We start from the raw sequence: 19,876 nt of genomic DNA on the forward strand, positions 1-19,876 counted from the left end.
AAACTATTTTTTTGAAAACTTTTACCGTGTGGTTACTGATAGTGAGTAATTGGTCATGTAAGAAAGTTGATAAAGCAACTCCTGAACATCATCCTTCTTTTTCAAGATTTTATCCTGCCATGGACACTGTTGGAGCAACAGTTGTTATTAAGGGGGCCGACTTTAATACAATCGCAAGTGAAAACGAAGTTAAGTTTAATGGAATAGCTGCTACCGTACTATCCGCTTCATCAGATTCTATTTTAGTAAAAGTTCCTCAAGGAGCATCAACGGGCAAGATAACATTAAAGACCTGGGGGCAGTCATTGCAAAGCCCGACAGAGTTTACTGTTTTATACATTCCGTCAATTACTTCTTTCTCTCCCATGGCTGATACAGTGGGAGCCTTAGTTACGATCAAGGGAAAGAATTTTGGAAAAAACATTGCCGACAATAAAGTTTTTTTCTCAGCTTCCAGCAACTCCTATGACGCTTCTGTTAGCCTTCAGGCAGAAATAATTTCTGCGTCTGAGTCGCAATTAGTGGTAAAAGTTCCTGCTCTGGCAAAGAGCTATACAGTATTTGTAGTAGCAAATAACAGGACTGCAGAAACTGCTCAGCACTTTTGTGTTATCTATCCACCAGTAATTACTTCCGTTACTCCATCTTTGGGCGGAGAAGGTTCAATCATTACAGTTAACGGTAACGATTTATGGCAAGACCTTTATGGAAATTATGCGGTGCCGTTTTCCATAAAATTCAATGGAGTTGCCGCTACCCAAATCGAACATCCTTTATATTCTACCTCCATAATAAAAGCAACAGTCCCGGCGGGAACTTCTACAGGAAAAATCTCTGTCACTGTGGGGCCATATGCCTGGAACTCTGCAAGCGATTTTACAGTTGGCAACTGGAAATGGACTAAGAAATCAGATATGCAGGGTGGCAGTTTTGCTTCAGTGAGTTTTTCCATTAATGGCAAAGGTTATTTTGGTCTCGGGAGGAATTCGGCTCTTTTTTTTAAAGATCTCTGGGAGTATGATCCGGCTACGGATAAGTGGACACAGAAAGCAGATATGCCATCTACATTAGGTAAGGCGGGATCGGCCTGTTTTGTTATAAATAATAAAGCCTACGTGGTTGGAGGACTCAATGGCGGTGGCAATGGTTATTCCAAAGAAGTATGGGAATATGATCCTTCACAAAACAGTTGGCAGAAAAAAGCAGACTTCCCAGGAAATGCCCGGATAGGTTGTGGATTCAGCATCAGCGACAAAGGTTATTTTGGATTAGGGCCAGGTCTTAGCGACTGGTGGCAATACGATCCTTTAGCCGATAGTTGGACGCAGAAACAAAGTTTTTCACGATCAGCAGATGAGGGTGCAATTAGTTTTACTGTGAGCGGCAAAGGCTATGTAACCGGTGGTGGAAATGTAAGCCAATACAACAAAGAAGTTTGGGAATATGATCCAGTGTTGGATAAATGGAACAAAAAGACCGATTTCCCTGGAACAGGCCGGTATTACGGTATCGGTTTTTCCCTGAACAACTATGGATATCTAGGCATGGGGAAGGTTAATGATACAAATTACAAAGCAGATCTGTGGGAATACCGACCGCTTGAAGATAAATGGGTTGAAAAAGGAGATTTACCTGGTGGTGCAAGAGACAACCTTGTTGCCTTTCCAATAAATGGGAAAGCATATTTGGGTAGTGGGTATTCCAACTCTGCAAATGGGAACCAAGTCACCACCATTATTTATAGAGACTTCTGGGAGTTTTTTCCAAGATAAATTTTAAGATATAACCCAATCGACAACGTTCTGAAAATTACCAAAGCTATAAGCCACTTCATGAAAAAGAAAACCATTACAACTGTATTTATGAAAAGACATAGCCTGATTTTACTGGCTTTTTTGCTGTCTGCTTTCTCTGTGTTTGCCAATCCCGGCGATGAGAAAGAAGCTGAAGTTGTATCGAAAGTCAATTATGTAAAAGATAAGGGACGTCTGACGAGCAACCTTATTCCAGGAGATATTCAAACGCTGCCTGTAGGCCTTGTAAAAGAGGTGGATGGAAAGTATTTTATTATTGCCGTGGATAGCGCAAGGGTTACCCCGCAGGGTGGTTTTTTTAGTGCTTATGCTGCGGTTAAACTGCCAAATACCGATGATGTTATTGCTTTTGCTGCAAAGAATGTTTCATTACGTCCAAACGGTTTAGGCGGGTTTTCCAGCGATTCGAGATTGATGCTGGTTTCTGAAAAAATCATCACTATAAATGAAAAAGTAAAACTTCGTCTTCCGGCAAATGGCCAAAACTATATTCAATGGGATTGTAATGGATTTCAGAGTATAAGCCTTGAAGGCGAGTTCATCTTTGACACAGCGATGATTAAGCCTGATCTGGAAATGGATCCCACCAAATCAAAGGTCGCAGCGACATTTAAAGTGCAGGCTGCAAAAGGGTTTAATTTCTTAGTATCTACATCTATTTCTCCTTTCAAAGTGGCAGGATTGGCTGATATGTCTTTCGCTGTTCAGGAAGCCTGGGTTGATCTCAGCGATGTTGCAAATCCCACAGACTTTTATTACCCGGTTGACTATCCTTCTTATTTCGGGGGAGATGCCAGTCTATGGCGGGGCTTCTATCTGAAAGCACTTACCGTAAAACTGCCAAAGGGGATTTCAACAAGCAATGGAAGAGCATCTTTTACCGCACATAATGTTGTGATTGATGAAATGGGGGTATCAGGATTCATGGGAGTGCGAAACCTCTTTGATATTTCAATCGGCGCAGTGGATGGCTGGGCATTTTCTATCGATACAATCGGGGTACAGATATTACAAAACCGGCTGGTTGGTGGCAGTTTTGGAGGTACTATCAACGTTCCTTTCATGGCCGATGATACGCTGGGTTATGCTGCGGAAATGGAGCAGCGCAATGGGGAACTGAACTATAAATTCCTGGTACAAACAAACAACGATCATGAATATAACATGGCCTGGGGCGGTAAACTGAAACTGGGTGCAGGTTCTATGGTTTCTGTTCAGAAATACGACGGCAAACTGACAGCCAGTGCATTATTGCATGGATCGTTGACCGTCAATCAGGATATCGCAAATATTGATTCGTTGAGTTTTCAAAACCTCGAAATTAGTACCCGAAGTCCCTACATACACAAGGGAACATTTGCGCTGTCTAGCAGCAGCACTGCTTCTAAACAATCACGATTGGCTAAATTCCCGATTAGTTTAAGCAATATTGAAGTTGCCATCTATGAGGGACGGGCTTGCCTGAAAACAACCATCGCCCTAAACCTCATGAATAAAGAGGATAAGGGATTTAGTGCGAGTACATCCATTATGGTGAAAGCCAAAATGGAAGAAACAAACGTTAATGCTGATTATAAGAAACATAAATGGGTGTACGACGGAATCTCTGTTTCAACTGTTACTTTAAGTGTAAATATAGGTTCATTGGATTTGCAGGGATCATTACAATTCTTTGGTACCGAAACACCTGATCCGGTTTATGGCAAAGGCTTCAGAGGGAATATTAAACTCAAGTTTGCCCCGATGAAAGAGCATATGCAGGCCAATGTCTATTTTGGAAGTAAAGACGATGGAGATGGAGACTATCGCTATTGGCAGGCAAATCTTTATTTGCCTTTTGTAAAAATACCTGTGGCACCACCTATCTATATCAATGGTATTTTAGGTGGCGCTTCCTATCGTATGAGCAGGGTTTCCCAAACCTTTGTTCCAACGTTTACAGCACTGAATACAACCAACCCTACTTTTTACCCCACCGCAGACAGCATAGGTTTAAATAACAGGGAAAGCGCACAGGAATTTGTGTTTGTTCCAAATAAAGACGTAGGATTGGGAATAATGGCTGGTGTTACAATTCTTTGCGCAAGGGAGGAAGCATTTAACGGAGATGCTACTCTCGGGGTTGAATTTAACCGTTACGGGGGTATTAATAGAGCATACTTTAAAGGCGGTGCGTATTTCTTTGCGGGTCTTGATCGTATTAGAAAATATGTTCCGAACGAGGCAGCTTTGTCTGCAGATGCTAAAGCCCCTGTTTATGCTTATATGGATATGTTATATGATAATCCTAACAATGTCTTTCACGCAAGCATTAAAACGTACGTAAATGTTGCCAATATCGTAACCGGATCTAATCAAAATGGTCTTATTGGTGAAGCTGTGATACATGTTGATCCTAAAGACTGGTATGTATATATAGGCAGGCCCTCCCAAATGATGGGATTAAACTTTGTAAATATTTTTGAGGCGAAGGCTTATTTTATGTTAGGTAGCAAAGTAGAACCAATGCCACCGCCGCCATCTTATGTATCAGATATTCTTGGAGGCAACTGGACAGCTCCTGCCACTTATTCTGGTATGATGGCGACGGGTAAGGGATTTGGGTTTGGTGTCCATTTCAGAGGGGGCTTCCCTTATGATCCAAATGATCCCAACAAGACTTTCAAAATGGGGCCGTTTTTTGCAAAGTTTGCAATTGGAGCGGGAGCGGATGTGATGATGACCCAATTCAATGGCCAGGTGAATTGTGGAGGTAATGTTATAACACCTGGTATTAAAGGATGGTATGCGGCAGGCCAGGTGTATGCTTATTTACAAGGGGCGATAGGAATAAATGTAATGAAAAAACAGTTTAAGATTATCGATGTTGCAGCAGCAGCAATTTTGCAGGCACGCCTGCCCAACCCTACATACATGAAAGGAGCTGTGGGGGGACGTTACAGTATTTTAGGCGGATTAGTAAAAGGATCGGTAAGGTTTAAATTCACCATTGGTCAGGATTGCAGCCCTGTCAATAGCGGCAGTGAATTAGATAATATTAAGGTTATTGAAAATTTGAAACCTGATAACTCGGCTACCCAGGTGAGTGTATTTGCCAAGCCTGCTGCTAGTTTCAATGCCGCACTAAATACTGAATTGCCGATTATTGATGATAACGGAACTGTGCATACCTACCAGGTGGTGCCGGTATCCATTACATTAATCAATACTCAAACAAATGCTTTTGTTACTCCCTATCAATTGGAGTATAATACTAACAATGATGCGGTCATATATAAAACGACAAACAGTCTTGCCGGGAAAACTACTTTTAAATTTACAGTAGTAGTTAAATGGCAGGAAAAAATTTCAGGTACGTGGACTGACCTTAGCGGTGAAACGGAAACTAAAGAATATACTTTCACTACAGGTGATGCGCCAAATACTATTCCGCTGGAAAACGTTGATTACAGTTATCCTGTTGCAAGGCAATATAATTTTTATAAAAATGAAACGACTACTGGATATATTCAGTTAAAAACAGGACAGTCAGATGTGTTTGCAACGCATGATACCTATGGTGACTGGACCATAGCAGCCCGATTTAAAGCACCGAACGGATCAATTCTGGAAACACCGGTTACATACAATTCCAACAGGGCAAGTTTCCAATTACCCACGCTTCAGAACAATACTGCCTATACATTTTCCATTGTACGAAAACCCATCGTTACACAGCAAAATGTTGCTGGCAGAATGGCGGCGTATGATACCATTACGATTCAATCAGAAAGGGTGCAGTATGTCGATGAAACCACCACATTGTTAAGTGAAATGAATGCCGGATTTTCCATGACTAATCAATCGGAAATGGATTCAATAAATGCGAGTAATCAATGGAATCCGGTAGATGCAACGGAAACAAGCGTAGCCACTAACAGCAATCACATTACCACTCAGGTTAATATGGCTCAGGAAATAGTGGTTTACCGCATCAGTTTCCGTACAAGTAAGTTTAGTACTGTTGCCGAAAAAATGCAGGCACTCACCAATGAACAAGAAGTGCTGAATACAGTATCAGGTAATGTGACAGCCATTGGGAAAAAATACTTCACTACGGAAAGTTTTGATGAAGTTGAGTTGTTTGGCAGGGGTAGTAATGACAAGCCATTGATTCAGCTAAATGCCTCACCAACAAATAGCTGGTATAATGATAAAATGAACCCGTTGATGTACGAATTATATGGATTTAACAGTGCTGTAAATATTGATTGGAGAAACATCAGCGATTTGAGAGAACCTTCTATCAGCAATGCGGCTCCAATGAAAGGAGTCAAAGTGCATAATAATATGAATGGCGATGGATATTCATTAACGGATGAACTTGTCAATAATGGCCAGGCCCGAGCTAAAGAAGAGGATATTGTGTTTGCATACTATCTCTCTTATTACTGTTCAAAAGATTTTCAGGAATTGAGAAACGAAGCGGCTGCTCTCTATTTAAGTGAAAGTGCGTCTCCAATGCCCGAAGGAGCCATACGGTTAATAAATGAAGCGGGATATACAGATTTAACATCTGGGGAGTACCAGATTAAACTGAATTACATCTTGCCTGGTAGCAGCACAGCTAATTCTTCAAATAATTTCACCATTCCATTTAGTCTGGGTCAAACCAGCAGTTGGCAGGCTACAGGCACATGGCGTTGTGCGAAAAATGTTAACGGCAGCAACACCGGTTATCAGGAAAGAGAAGAGAGAAATATTGATCCCAGCAGTCCTTCATATAATCAAATACGCTGGATCAATGTATGGCAAAGCTGTGCGGCCTGTCCTAAACTTGCAACATGGCAGGCTACAGGAAATCTTCGTTGTGCAAAAGATGGATCTGGCTATCAGACAGGTTACCAGGAACGTGAGGAAAAAGATATGGAAGGTTGCAGCAGTACTTACGGCCAGTTACGTTGGGTATCCAACGGTCAAAATACAAGTGTTTGTCCAAGCACGGTACCTAATTGGCAGGCAACAAATGTTACACGTTGTGTGCTGGATTATCAAAGTCAAAATACCGGAGAAGAAGAGAAAGAAGAAAAGGATATGAACTCAAACAGTTCAACCTATAATCAGGTACGTTGGGTATCAATTGGAGTAACAGGTAATTGCCCTCCGCCGCAGACAACTATTTATGCGCAACTTGTTTATGAAAATATCTACGACACGTATGATTATACATATGCGGACGTAGTTGTGAAACTATACAGCGATGCAAATGCCATGACGCCTTATTACCCCACCCAGCCTTTGAATGTATATTACACCAGGGAAGATGTAGACAATTATGGCAGTACAATGAATTGGTATAACAGTGCGATAAACTGTTACAGCGACTATAATATGATTAGTTACAGTGAGTCAATTTATATGGACGGCCGTTATTATTATAATTATGCCACCAGGTACAGGTATTATCTAACAGGTGGAAGTGGTTATGAAATAATTTACTATTAGAAAAAAGGGGTTAGTAACTCTAAAAAATTATGCGATGAAAAATAATATGAAATATCTGTTTTTAATAACCGGGTTTTGGTTCTTAGGTCAAACGATTGGTTACGGTCAAACTTCTTCACCAGATGCAAAAAAAATGGCTGCGAACGAAGCAGCAGCGATGAAAAAAGATTTAACCATGTCCAATCCTCAATATGACAAGTTGCTTGTAGTGCTTGAAAAATTTTATGCTACTATGAATCAAATTCGTACTACTGGTGAGACAGGAGTTGTAAGGACGCAAAAAATGCGTGCCATTTTCCTCGAAAGGGAAACTGATATAAAATCAATATTAACCAATGAACAGTTTATAAAATATCGCAGTCATATTGACCAGCGAAAAAGTCAGGCTTCGAAAGATACGGTTACCAAAAAAATCAAGAAAACATATTTAATAAATTAGTTCTCAATTGGAATTCTTTTTCTTTTTAAATGATTATTCAGGTATGAAAAAATGTGTGTTAGTGTTTGTTTTGGTTCTTTTTTTTACGGGTTTATCAAATGCCCAAAAATCGAAACAGGAGATAAGGGTAATTGCAGATGGGAAAAAGGATTCAATTATACTCAGGTGGGCTCCTTCCACCCCTTTTTTGTGGCAGATGGGAAATAAGTATGGATATACGATTGAGAGATTTACAATAAAAATGGAAGGCAAATTGGTTGCGGATGGTAATAAGAAAGGAAAGATGCTTACGGTATTACCTTTAAAACCGGTATCAAAAGAACTTTTTGATTCGTTGGGTATTGAAGATGAACGTGCTGTAATTGTAAAAGAAGCCATTTATGGAGATGAATTTAAACTGGAAGCAGGCCCTGGAGGTACGGCTGGAATTCTGAATAAAAGCATGGAAATGGATAACCGATTTGGTTTTGCATTACTAATGTGCGATCTCTCTCCCAAATCTGCTAAGGCTGCAGGTTTATATTTTGTAGATCGGGATGTTAAACCAAATTACAGGTACATATATAAAATTAAACTCGGTTCGACTGTTCCCAATTTTACATATGGGCAGGGCATACTTCTGTTGGACGCAGGTGACAATTTTCAACTCAATCTTATTAACGATTTATCTGCAAAGTTTTCTGACCGTAATGTTCTATTGAAATGGCCCGTTTTTTTAAACAATGGCGTTTATTCTGCATACCAAATTGAAAAATCAGAAGATGGTCAATCGTTTCAAAAAGTTTCGGATCAACCATTAGTTAACACATCAGAGAAGACTAGTCCAGAGTATGCTTATTACGTAGATTCATTAAAGGATAATACAAACAAATATTTTTATCGTGTGCGTGGTCTTTCGCCATTTGGTGAACTTGGGCCAGCTTCTAATGTAGTTTCCGGTCAGGGGAAAGAAGAGATTCCGGTACTTACAATTATTGATAGTTCGAAAGTGATAAACAACAAAAAAGTCGGCATTTCCTGGCATTTGGATAATCCGCAAAACAAAAAAGTAAAAGGTTATTATGTTATGCGGTCATCTAAAGAAGAAGGACCATATAACGATCTTAATGAAAAATTGATAGCAAACAGTGTCTTAACATTTACAGACGTTTCGCCGCAGAGGAGTAATTATTACCGTATTAAAACAATTCTTGAAGGCGAAGACATCTCAATTTCTTACCCCTACCTGGCACTATTAGTGGATAGTATGCCGCCCGCATCTCCGATCGGTATAACCGGTAGTATTGATTCTTTGGGAGTGGTTAAACTAAAATGGAGTCAAAGCAAAGAAGAAGATTTATATGGTTACCGGGTTTTCCGGTCGAATGATTTGGGTGAGGAGTTCGTGGAGATAACGCCGGCAGTTTTGGCGAAACCATTTTTTAGAGACACCGTCACGATAAATACGCTGACATCAAAAGTATTTTATAAAGTAATTGCTATTGATAAAAGCTTTAATGCATCTGACTATTCTGCAGCTTTCGAACTTAGGAGACCTGATACAATTGCTCCGAAGCCTCCAGTTTTTTCTCAAATACGCCGGGTTGATACGACTATAAAAATTTCTTGGGTAGCAAGTAATAGCCAGGATTTAAGAAAACATATTTTATATCGAATTGATAAAGCCAGCAATAAAAAAGAAAAACTTTTTGAATGGCCGGCAACGCAGACGCAAAATCAATTTATTGATCGAAATGGCCTCTCTTATGGAAGTACTTATTATTATCATCTTGAGGCTTACGATAGTGCTGCCAACAAATCCTCAGTCGTTTCTGGCGAAGTTTTTTTTGAAACCGGTATACGTAAATCTATCGTCGATATAAAAGCTAAAGCTGATAGAGAAAACAGGAAAATTATTCTAAACTGGAAATACAGTGAACACGGTGTTTCAAAGATGATCATATACCGCAGTAAACAGGGAGAGCCGCTTGTAATCCATGAAACACTAAATGGGAATCCTCAGCAATATGAGGATAAGGAACTTTTTATCAATAATACATATATCTATAAAGTACAGGCAATCTTTAAAGGCGGCGCCAAGAGCCCGTTAAGTGCAGAACTGATTGTGAAGTACTGATGTTTAAATGTTCATTCTATTTTTCAAACGAAAATGATATTCCGCTATTATTTACTATTTCCATTTTCAAAAATCGTTCATAAACTAAAATCGATTTTATAAAAGCTAATGGCTACATACACCCTGCTGTAGCCATCAGCTAATCTTACGGCTATACTTCAATTTATTTTATACTTTATTAAACTTGTTTAACCACAATGAAAAAATTTGTTCTCACTTGTTTCTCTGCGATCGTTTTTCTGTCAGTGATGGCACAATATCCTGATCTTTCGCAATACACTATAAGTGGCATTGCCACAACGACGTTCAAGTATGATTGTTTTCTTAACTCCAGCTGCGAATCAAAAAGACAAAAAAGAGTAACTGAAGTACCACCATGGATTGTAGGGGGAGGCTGGCGTTCTTATTTTTTTGTAGATGGCAGGGAATCACATATCTGGTCAAGTCCAAAATCGTTGATTGATAATTCTGTTATTGATTTAAAGAATGACGCCGTGGGGCCTTTCCGGGCAATGTATCCTCATATAAATGACTATCAGTATTCTACATACCCGCTTTCTAATAACTGGAAACGCAACTATAGCGGTATATATGCTGCTCAGTATTTTTCGCATGCTACGGAAGGAACATTGACACTAGGGTTCATTCACGGAGAAAATAAAAATGAAGTAATAGGTGGAGGCTGTGGAAGTGGGGGCACTCAATATAAAAATACAATTCAGTCAAATGTGAATATTGATTGTAACAATACGGAAACTTACACCGTACCTGGCAGAGAAGGTTGGGATGCATACAATGGTATTATCAGTGCGTCATGGGTTCATAATAATGCAAGTACTAACTGGGGACAACAATACTTTTCAAATTCACTCGGCCCCATCTGTTGGCCAAATAATGGGTATATAACTGCAAGCGGTGTAAAATGCACAGCTGGTTTCAGGCATCCTTCTTCCATTCAGTATGGAGACTATCTATATATTTTTGTTGTTCAGGGCAGTTCTTACAAAGGAAATATTGTGGAAACAGAAGGGAGGAAAGGAGGTGTAAAAGTTCTGCGGGTACACAAAGATGAAGCTCTGAATTCCGCAAACTATAAAATTTATTATAAGGATCCCGGTGGCATTGAGTCTTGGAATCCTTCATTGCCAGCAGGACTTACTAAGGACAACATGCTGAGTTATGTAGCTACGCCGGGACCTATGTCGTCGGATATTTTAAATGACGATATGGCTACTGCAGACATTGTTCGGTTCTCTGTTGCAAAAGTGAAAGGAAAAAACTACTTCATGGGACTCGAACAGTATCATGTGTGGGGTGATCCGAACTATAAGCTTGCGATTCGTTTTTCGTATGACTTGTTGAATTGGAGTGATAGATACATTGTGTATCAAAGCAGCTCATGGGAAACCTCACAACTAAACTATCCGATTTTTCTGGATAAGTACGGCTGGTCAAATACAGATGTTGATGAGGACGATTTTTATGTGATTGGTACAGAGCATGGTCCCATTGATCATGTTAATAAACTTCATCTTTACAAGTATACGCCTCCTCCGGTAGATGACCCTCCAATAGAATGTCCGCCAAATGTTGATTGTCCGGAAGAAAAGGTTGAAGGTGCTGTAATGCCGGTGGATGCTTCAAAAGCAAACATCGAAAACCGTATGAGAAGTACGATTGTAACAGAGAATAAACATGCGGTATATCCCAATCCTACAAATGGTATCTTTTATGTAACCTTTCCGCAACAATCAAAGCTGAAATCTGTTAGAATTCTTGATCAGGATTCCAGGGTGCTTTACTCGAAAACGATAAGTGAATCATTTGGAAATTTAAACGGGTCTCAGAAACTGGATATTTCTTCATTCCAAAAAGGAGTGTACTTTGTTGAATTAGTGTTTCATAATGAACGACGAATCAGTAAAATTGTAAAATTGTAAATTTTAAAAGGCAAGTATTTTTTATACTTGCCTTTTAATTACATTGAAAATGAACAATCGAAAGTATCTTGACTATATAGCAATTGCGCTGCTGAATATTTTTATCTTCTACAGTGTTTTTAGCAGCGAGTACGCATACCTTGACGAGATAAATCAGTTATGGTTAAAAGAAGGAAAGGATAACTTTCTGTTATTTGCCACACAGGGACGTTGGTTAACAGGTATTTTGTTTGAATCACTTTTTAAGTCGATTGATTCGATTGCCGATCTGAAATTCCTGCGTATATTTTCATTAGCAGGGTGGATACTTTTGTCGTTTGCCCTGTATTATTTTTTTCAGATATGGCAAACGATTGGAGGCTGGCCAAAAGTATTTGCCAAACTGATGACGGTGTATAGCATTTGCTGTATTCCGGTAGCCGTCTACATAGGATGGGCCTCTTGTATGGAAATGTTCATCGGTGTATTTTTTGCTGTACTAAGCAGTCATTTATTATTTACCTTTCTTCAAAAGCAAACACAGGACTATATTTCTATTCCAACAGGGCTGTCAATTCTGATCGTCGGTTCGGGTGTAGCTTCTCTTTTTACCTATCAAAGTACCTTTGGTATTTTTTTATTGCCTTTTCTTATTCATTTTTTTGCTAATCCTGAAAAAGGAATCGGCAAGAAACAAATCATTCCCCTGGCATTTTACGTTGCGATCTATGTCGTCTATTTTGCGCTGTTTAAATATTCCATATCTGCTGGCTATATTCAGGCCAGTGATCGTACACAAATATCATTTAACGTATTGGATAAAATATCCTTCTTTTTTTCGGGCCCTCTGCCGATGGCGTTTACATTCAACTATGTTTATGAAACGCAAACAATTTTTCCGCAGGTACTAGGTCCTCTTTTGTTGATCAGTTGGGTTGTTTCAGTGTTTCATGAAAATAAAGAAAGAGGAATTGCAAAGAGCATCCAGATCCTGTTTGTCGTGCTTGTAACGCTGGCTTGCAGTTATCTCCCTTCGTTAATTGCCAAAGAAAACTTTCCGGCCTATCGTACGTTGTTCGCTTTTCAATTGACCGTGTTTGGCATGGCGATCATCCAACTCGAATTCTATCTACAGAAATATAAATACAAGGAGATTACTTATGTGTTTTTATGCCTGTTAGTTGTTGGTCTCGGATTTTATAATTTCAACTTCCAGTTTCGCAAACCTTTACAAAAAGAATATGCTGTTTTTAAATCTTACTTCAGGCAAGTTTACAAACCGGGAATGACCCGTGTTTTCTTTGTACGTGCAGATCAGAAAGTTTTTCAGAAAAAATTCAGGATACGAAGTGCGAATGATGAAATAGGAAGGCCCTCTACTTCCAGAGAGTGGGTTCCTGAGCACCTGATAAAGCAGACAGTTTATGAAATAACAAACGATCGAAAAAAAGCTGACCTCGTTGAAGTAGTTCAATTTGCAAGTAAGGAATTGTTTCTACATTCAAATCTTCCGATCACCGAAAATGATATTATTGTTGACATGGATGACTTGTTGCTCAAATAAATTGTATGCCAACGACAGTCAACCTGCCCTGGTGGCTTCATGATTACTAAAATTGATAATGGTTTAACCATCGTAAACATTGAAGTTACAAAGCCCGTTGATTCTGAACCGGAGCAGCTAACTTATTTTACAGTAATTGCCCAGCTAAGATTAAGCTGCAACTTCCGATTACACCACAACAGCAAGGGTAAGTGGTGAACATTAGTGGCCCCGGTGTGAATCCGCCGTAATTGACAATTGGCTTTCTCAATTGTGTAATCAGTGATTACAACGATTGGAATGTTCAAACAATCGTGTTTGACAATGTTGTGATCTACTCTTTTGCAGGTTTTGCTATTTGTGATTCATCGAAGATTGGATAAAAACAAAAGCAGACGGTTATCTCATTGTAAAAGATGCTGCTGGTTATCACAAACTGAATTTTTCATATACCTCGCAGGACTAAACAGGACAGAGTACAGCGAAGACTGTATTCACAGTTAAACAGAAAGATATCTTTGAGGAGAATGTATTGATCATAATCCCCAAAGTTCGGCTCTGTTCTGCAATACGCTAACAAGGAGTTCGGCATAAACACATTTCCTGCACACTAGGCCTTCATTTATTCCGCTTCCTCCTTGCGCTAATGCATCCCATAGCCGGTGATGGTTCCATAATCAATTTTCAAATCTTAAAAACATTGAATTATGGAAAAGGAAATGGCAAACACAGCATGGCAAAAAGTAGCAGAAGTCGAACTGGTTTACAGATCGAAAGTAAAGGCATCAGAAAGGCCGGCGATCAAGTCATCGAAAGATGCTGCGGACTTACTGATGCATCTTTGGAACGAAAACAAAATCGATTTCGTTGAACAGTTCAAAGTATTGCTATTGAATCGTGCCAACCGGGTTCTGGGAATCGTTGATATTTCTTCAGGTGGCGTTACGGGAACAGTGGCAGACCCACGACTGATTTTTGTTGCTGCTTTAAAAGCCAATGCTGTCGGAATTATTATTTCACACAATCATCCATCTTCCAATCTGAAACCGAGTAGAGCGGATGAGGAACTGACACAGAAAATAAAGAATGCTGGAAAGTTTCTTGATATCTCTTTGCTGGATCATGTGATTGTTTCCAGCGAAGGTTATTTCAGTTTCGCAGATGAGGGGCTTTTATAGCCCCTTTTTTTTTCAATATTTTATTGGTGAGTATACGTCATTAAAATATTTGCATTGAAATTTATTGATTGTCCTGTGCTCCCTCATACAGATCGATTAAATCAGCGAGTGCTTTAAAATGTTCCGGTTGAAGATTAGGTGAGTTTAACAGCCATTGCCCCTCTTTTGAAAAGTAATATGATTTCTCCAGTTCAACCATGACGGTAGAGGTATATATCCTGTAGACAATGTTCGTTGAATAAGGAGCTTTTGCTTTTTCAGCTGGTATGTTTCCCAAAAGGAATTTTCTTTTCGTGATCTGAATATCTCCTTTGTATTCAAATGGATTATTGCTTTCCGCCGGAGGTAATGGATAGCCCAGTTGCTTTTCAATTTCCGGCCCCAATAACTGTGTCTCTTCGTGACTTAATGCACCTCCTCCGATCCAGATGGGCTTACCATTCAGATAGCTTCGTTTTAACAGCATTTTCTTCTCTCCAATTGTGACGTAGAAAAAATATTCCGGGGCTAATGAAGATTGCAATCGAAGGAGATCAACGGGAAGTAATTGCCCGTTAAACTTTACTTCGAAACGTTTAAGCACAATTGTATTGGATAGGGTTTCCACAGTATAAAGATAACTATCCTTCTTCACGCAATTACTTTGGTAGTCAGAACGCCTTCAGCTTTTCATTCATTTCTGTCAAGCCTGCCTTACTAAGCAATTGTACCGCAATCTCAGAAAGTTCCTGCAATGTTTCTTTCGGGACTGTGTCCAATAAACTTACTGATTTATCATCGGTTTCTTTTCCGTTGAGCCCTCTTTCAATTATTTTATTGAGCAGCAATAGATTTTTACGTGAGATTTTCAAATTTCATTTTCACTAATCGTTCAAGTCTGGAATACTGAGGATAGTATCGTACACTTTCGCTACATCATTTTTTGCAATCTGATTTTTGTTTTTCTGGTTTACAGATCATTTTCACTTTTCAAAAATGAATAGCCCTTCCTATATGATCCTCTATCAAATTACAAGTGGATTGTTAGCTAGGTTGTCAAATTTTAATTTGCAGTGTTGCCTATTGTGAATTTGAAAATATCAGCATTTTATTTTGTGTTTTTCTTAAGAATTATCGCAACTCCTGCTTTAATTATATAGACGAGCCGATTGTAAATATAACCGTGTCTTAAAAGTTTATAAGTGATTATTTGTCGATAAACACATTGGAGAATGTCAGTAGTTTTTTTATTGCGCAAACGATTGTGCTCATTCTGAGTATGTTTCGTGTGAGATTAAATTAGATGTAAATTCGGCTTTATAAAACCTATGGTATGTATTTTGGAAATTTACTTTTTGCAGTTATGGTTTATGCGTTCGTGTTTTACGCCGATTTTTTATCCAAGTAGCAATTTATCACTTTAGATTTTTCACTGCACTACTCAATTTACACTATTAATGAAGTTTCCTTTTTACAAGCAACTGGATGCAATGGATTGTGGTCCGAGTTGTTTAAGAATCATTTCTAAATTCTACGGCAAAAATTTTGCCCTGCAATATTTGCGAGAAAAATGCCTGATCAACCGGGATGGTGTTTCTATGCTTGGCATCTCAGAAGCAGCTGAGCAAATAGGATTCAAAACTCTCGCAGTTAAAATTAATTTTGAAAAACTTGCAAAAGAAGCAACTCTACCATGCATTATACATTGGAAACAAAATCATTTTATCGTAGTTTACAAAATAAGGAGAGGGAGAGTATACGTCTCAGACCCTGCAAAGGGATTGCTTACATATGACGTTCGTGATTTTCTTCGGTCATGGGTAGTGTCCCAAAATAATGAAGAAAAATTGGGAGTGGTGCTAATTCTGGAACCGACAATTAGCCTTTCTGAGGCAGATGGAAAAGTTGAAACAGTAAATTTTCGTAGAATTTTTCATTACTTCTTTCGGCAAAAAAAATTATTTGCGCAGTTACTCATTGGGTTGGCTGCCGGAACTATACTGCAACTTGTCTTTCCTTTTTTTACACAGGCTGTTGTCGATGAAGGCATTGCTGCAAAAGACATCCAGTTTATATATCTTATTTTGCTTGGCCAACTAATGTTGTCAATCGGATCTACTGTAGTAGAGTTTGTTCGTAGTTGGATATTACTTCATATCAGTACCCGCATCAACCTGTCACTTCTGTCCGACTACTGGATGAAATTGATGAAGCTGCCGCTATCTTACTTTGATACAAAAATGACCGGCGATATACTGCAGCGACTCGGCGATCATAAACGAATTGAAACTTTTTTAACTGGTTCGACAATAAACATTGCTTTTTCAATCATCAACTTCATTGTATACACTTTTGTAATCGTCCTGTATGATATAAGGATATTTTTAATCTTCTTAGGGGGAAGTGCATTCTATTTTTTATGGGTCTTGCTTTTTATGAAAACCAGGCGTGAACTGGACTTTGAACGGTTTGACATTTCCGCCCGCAATCAAAATGTAACAATTCAATTGGTGCATGGAATGCAGGAAATAAAGCTAAATAGTTGTGAGCGAATAAAACGTTGGGAATGGGAACGCATTCAGGCAAAGTTATTTAAGTTAAGTGTGAGGTCATTAACATTCAGTCAGGCACAACAAGGTGGGGCATTCTTTATAAATCAAACAAAAAACATTCTTGTAAGTTTTTTTTCAGCAAAAGCTGTGATTGACGGTAATATTTCACTCGGAGCAATGCTGGCAATACAATATATTATAGGGCAACTAAATCTCCCTGTGCAGCAATTCATTCAATTTATGCAATCATTACAGGATGCAAAAATTAGTATGGAGCGAGTTAACGAAATACATGAAATGAAAGACGAGGAACCTGCGGATAATCATCTGCTACAAAATTTACCGTCTGAAAAGAGTATTGAATTAAAACGTCTTAGTTACGGATATCCAGGGCACGGAAACAATTTAGTGTTACAGGATATTAATTTCAAGATTCCCCAAGGAAAAACAACAGCGATTGTGGGCGTAAGCGGTAGCGGTAAAACCACTTTATTAAAATTGCTGTTACAATTCTATAACCCCATTGACGGACAAATAAAGATTGGCGGGAGAAAATTGGAAAATATAGGCCCTGCATATTGGCGTAAGCAATGTGGTGTCGTAATGCAAGAAGGGTTTATTTTCTCAGACACGATCGCAAATAATATTGCCGTCGGAGATGAATATCCTGATTGGACTAGATTGACTGAGGCTGTTCAGATAGCAAACATTCAAGAATTTATCGACTCTCTTCCAATGGGACTAAACACAAAAATTGGAGCAGAAGGTAATGGTATAAGTCAGGGTCAAAAGCAAAGAATATTGATCGCTAGGGCGGTATATAAAAATCCACAATACATATTTTTTGATGAGGCTACAAACGCCTTAGATGCTAATAATGAAAGTGTCATTATGGAAAATCTTGAAACTTTTTTTGAGGGCAGAACAGTTGTGGTAGTTGCACACAGACTAAGTACCGTTATGAATGCAGACCAGATTATTGTACTTGATAAAGGTAGAGTCGTTGAGATGGGAACACATGATGAACTAACAGAACAAAAAGGAAACTATTATCAATTGGTCGCCAATCAATTAGAATTGGGAGTTTAACAGAAAGTAGAATATTTCATTCATTTCAAAAAAAGATTAATTAATTATGCCTGCGGACTTTCAGCAAAATCAATTGCCTAACATCTATAGCGAAGAAGTAGAAGAAATCGTCGGGCAGGCACCTAGGAGAATTACCAGATGGGGGACATCTGTATTTCTTCTGACCCTTACCTTGATAATCTCAACAAGTTTTGTTGTAATGCACACCAACGTAATTGTCGGCGATTTTACATTAACGGCAACAAGTTCTCCAAAATCTGTAGTTGCGCGAGTTGACGGTAGACTGGTGAAAATCTTTTCAAAAGAAAATGATTGGGTAAGTGAAGGCAGCATATTAGGTTATCTGGAAAGTAATGCGGATCATTTGGAGATCATCGGACTAACAAACAAGCTACAGCAATTTTGGAAAGCAATCCAAGATGACAAATGGGATGAATTAATCACAGAAAAGCCAGAGAAATATAGGAAACTGGGAGAATTACAATCCGCTTACCAAGTATTTATTGCATCATATCTCCAATTACATGCGTATCTAAGTCAAGGTATTTATGCAAAGAAAAAAAATCTTCTCTTGGGCGAACTGGGCAGCCTTTCCATTTTAAAAGAAAGTTTACTTAAAACCGAAGCGATAAATCTAAAAGAACTAGAAATTGCTCAAGCTGATTTTACCGCCAGAAAAAAGTTGTTTGAGGATAAAGTGATACCCCTGCTGGAATACAAACAGGAAGAAAGTAAATTGTTGAGTAAGCGGCTGCCAATTGAAAATATACGTTCTTCTATTAGCAATAACAACACCTTAATTTCAAAAAAGCAACATGAGATTATTGAATTGGAAGAACAGTATACTTCCCAGAAGAGTCATTTTTTACAGGCATTAAACACTTTGATTAGTCAGGTGGATGAGTGGAAAAGAAAATACCTGTTGATCTCACCTATTGCTGGAAGAGTTTCATTTCCCGTTTTATTGCAGGAAAAACAAGAAGTTACAATTGGGCGTGAGTTGTTTTATATTATACCCACGACAGAAAATTTTTATGGGGAAATACTAGTACCGCAGGAAAACTTCGGTAAAGTTCGACTCGATCAAATTGTGTTGGTAAGTCTGACCGGTTTTCCATATCAGGAGTTCGGGAAATTGAAGGGACGGATAACTTTTATTTCCAATTTTCCAAATAAAGAAAATCAATACTATATCGGAATTAAATTTGAAAATGGCTTACACACGGATATGAATCAAACCATTTTGTCACGGAACGGTTTAACCGGCACAGCTGAAATTATCATTGGAAAAACAAGATTGATCAATAAATTTTTATCATCATTTCGGAAAATTTTAAATCGACCCAAGACGAAAAAAGTAAAGTCAGCAACTAATGCTGTTGAAATTTAACGAATGAGATTTCAATATCAGAATATAAATTATTAAAATTATGTCAATTATTAGATATCTGAAGAGGATACAAGTGATGGATAATTTAATTAGACGAAAAGCTACAGGCAATCAAGAGTCATTTGCCAGGAAAGTTTCCCTTAGTCGAAGCGTATTGAATGAATATTTAAGGGAAATGCGAGAACTCGGATTTCCTATTTGTTATTGCCGGCAGCGGCAAACTTATTATTACCAAGAAGAAGGCCAGATGGTTGAAAAGCTATTTGACTCAAAGCTAAAAAATGAAGATCTCCTAAGAATTAAAGGAGGCTTCGTTAGTACTTTAATTCTTATAAGCGAATTCAATGAGAATCGAATTTCAGTATAAAGTTTC

The 19,876-nt window shown here is 38.6% G+C and carries 11 protein-coding genes; 9 read left to right on the forward strand and 2 right to left on the reverse strand.

The annotated features are described in order from the left end of the window. Window positions 1-11 precede the first annotated feature (11 nt). From ACO1QW_RS05530 to ACO1QW_RS05560, 7 genes are all read left to right on the forward strand, one after another. Window positions 12-1,772: an IPT/TIG domain-containing protein gene (locus ACO1QW_RS05530; RefSeq protein ID WP_486256473.1), complete on the forward strand. Its 1,761-nt coding sequence runs from the start codon at window positions 12-14 to the stop codon at window positions 1,770-1,772. A 60-nt stretch (window positions 1,773-1,832) separates the two neighbouring features. Beyond that, entirely contained in the window at window positions 1,833-7,298 is a 5,466-nt protein-coding gene (locus tag ACO1QW_RS05535) for a hypothetical protein (RefSeq protein WP_486256476.1), read from the forward strand. A 34-nt stretch (window positions 7,299-7,332) separates the two neighbouring features. Next, the gene (locus ACO1QW_RS05540; protein ID WP_486256478.1) at window positions 7,333-7,737 is read left to right on the forward strand and encodes a hypothetical protein; all 405 of its coding nucleotides are present in this window, start codon (window positions 7,333-7,335) and stop codon (window positions 7,735-7,737) included. Between the two features lie 7 nt (window positions 7,738-7,744). Beyond that, a complete protein-coding gene (locus ACO1QW_RS05545) occupies window positions 7,745-9,853 on the forward strand; it encodes a fibronectin type III domain-containing protein (protein WP_486256480.1) in 2,109 nt (702 codons plus the stop codon). Between the two features lie 197 nt (window positions 9,854-10,050). Beyond that, window positions 10,051-11,793 carry a T9SS type A sorting domain-containing protein gene (locus tag ACO1QW_RS05550; protein WP_486256482.1) on the forward strand — a complete coding sequence of 581 codons (1,743 nt, stop codon included), beginning with the start codon at window positions 10,051-10,053 and terminating at the stop codon, window positions 11,791-11,793. Between the two features lie 49 nt (window positions 11,794-11,842). Then, window positions 11,843-13,336 (forward strand): hypothetical protein, encoded by a 1,494-nt coding sequence (locus ACO1QW_RS05555; RefSeq protein WP_486256483.1) that lies wholly within the window; start codon window positions 11,843-11,845, stop codon window positions 13,334-13,336. 686 nt (window positions 13,337-14,022) lie between these two features. Beyond that, window positions 14,023-14,493 (forward strand): JAB domain-containing protein, encoded by a 471-nt coding sequence (locus ACO1QW_RS05560; RefSeq protein WP_486256485.1) that lies wholly within the window; start codon window positions 14,023-14,025, stop codon window positions 14,491-14,493. A 61-nt stretch (window positions 14,494-14,554) separates the two neighbouring features. Here the strand turns inward: ACO1QW_RS05560 and ACO1QW_RS05565 are convergent, their stop codons facing one another. Further along, the gene (locus ACO1QW_RS05565; protein WP_486256487.1) at window positions 14,555-15,127 is read right to left on the reverse strand and encodes a hypothetical protein; all 573 of its coding nucleotides are present in this window, start codon (window positions 15,125-15,127) and stop codon (window positions 14,555-14,557) included. Between the two features lie 16 nt (window positions 15,128-15,143). Beyond that, a complete protein-coding gene (locus tag ACO1QW_RS05570; protein WP_486256488.1) occupies window positions 15,144-15,344 on the reverse strand; it encodes a hypothetical protein in 201 nt (66 codons plus the stop codon). Window positions 15,345-15,929: 585 nt separating this feature from the next. Here ACO1QW_RS05570 and ACO1QW_RS05575 point away from each other — a divergent pair. After that, complete coding sequence (locus ACO1QW_RS05575; RefSeq protein ID WP_486256490.1) at window positions 15,930-18,113, forward strand: peptidase domain-containing ABC transporter; 2,184 nt, start codon at window positions 15,930-15,932, stop codon at window positions 18,111-18,113. Window positions 18,114-18,159: 46 nt separating this feature from the next. Beyond that, window positions 18,160-19,503, forward strand: a complete 1,344-nt coding sequence (locus tag ACO1QW_RS05580) for an HlyD family secretion protein (RefSeq protein ID WP_486256492.1) — start codon at window positions 18,160-18,162, stop codon at window positions 19,501-19,503. The last annotated feature ends 373 nt before the right edge of the window (window positions 19,504-19,876 follow it).

The sequence above is a fragment of the Lacibacter sp. genome (assembly GCF_057361365.1).

What these genes read in the sequence shown, in the direction of transcription:
- ACO1QW_RS05535 (WP_486256476.1), top strand. Translation starts at nt 1,833, where the DNA reads ATGAAAAAGAAAACCATTACAACTGTATTTATGAAAAGACATAGCCTG.
- ACO1QW_RS05540 (WP_486256478.1), top strand. Translation starts at nt 7,333, where the DNA reads ATGAAAAATAATATGAAATATCTGTTTTTAATAACCGGGTTTTGGTTC.
- ACO1QW_RS05550 (WP_486256482.1), top strand. Translation starts at nt 10,051, where the DNA reads ATGAAAAAATTTGTTCTCACTTGTTTCTCTGCGATCGTTTTTCTGTCA.
- ACO1QW_RS05555 (WP_486256483.1), top strand. Translation starts at nt 11,843, where the DNA reads ATGAACAATCGAAAGTATCTTGACTATATAGCAATTGCGCTGCTGAAT.
- ACO1QW_RS05560 (WP_486256485.1), top strand. Translation starts at nt 14,023, where the DNA reads ATGGAAAAGGAAATGGCAAACACAGCATGGCAAAAAGTAGCAGAAGTC.
- ACO1QW_RS05575 (WP_486256490.1), top strand. Translation starts at nt 15,930, where the DNA reads ATGAAGTTTCCTTTTTACAAGCAACTGGATGCAATGGATTGTGGTCCG.
- ACO1QW_RS05580 (WP_486256492.1), top strand. Translation starts at nt 18,160, where the DNA reads ATGCCTGCGGACTTTCAGCAAAATCAATTGCCTAACATCTATAGCGAA.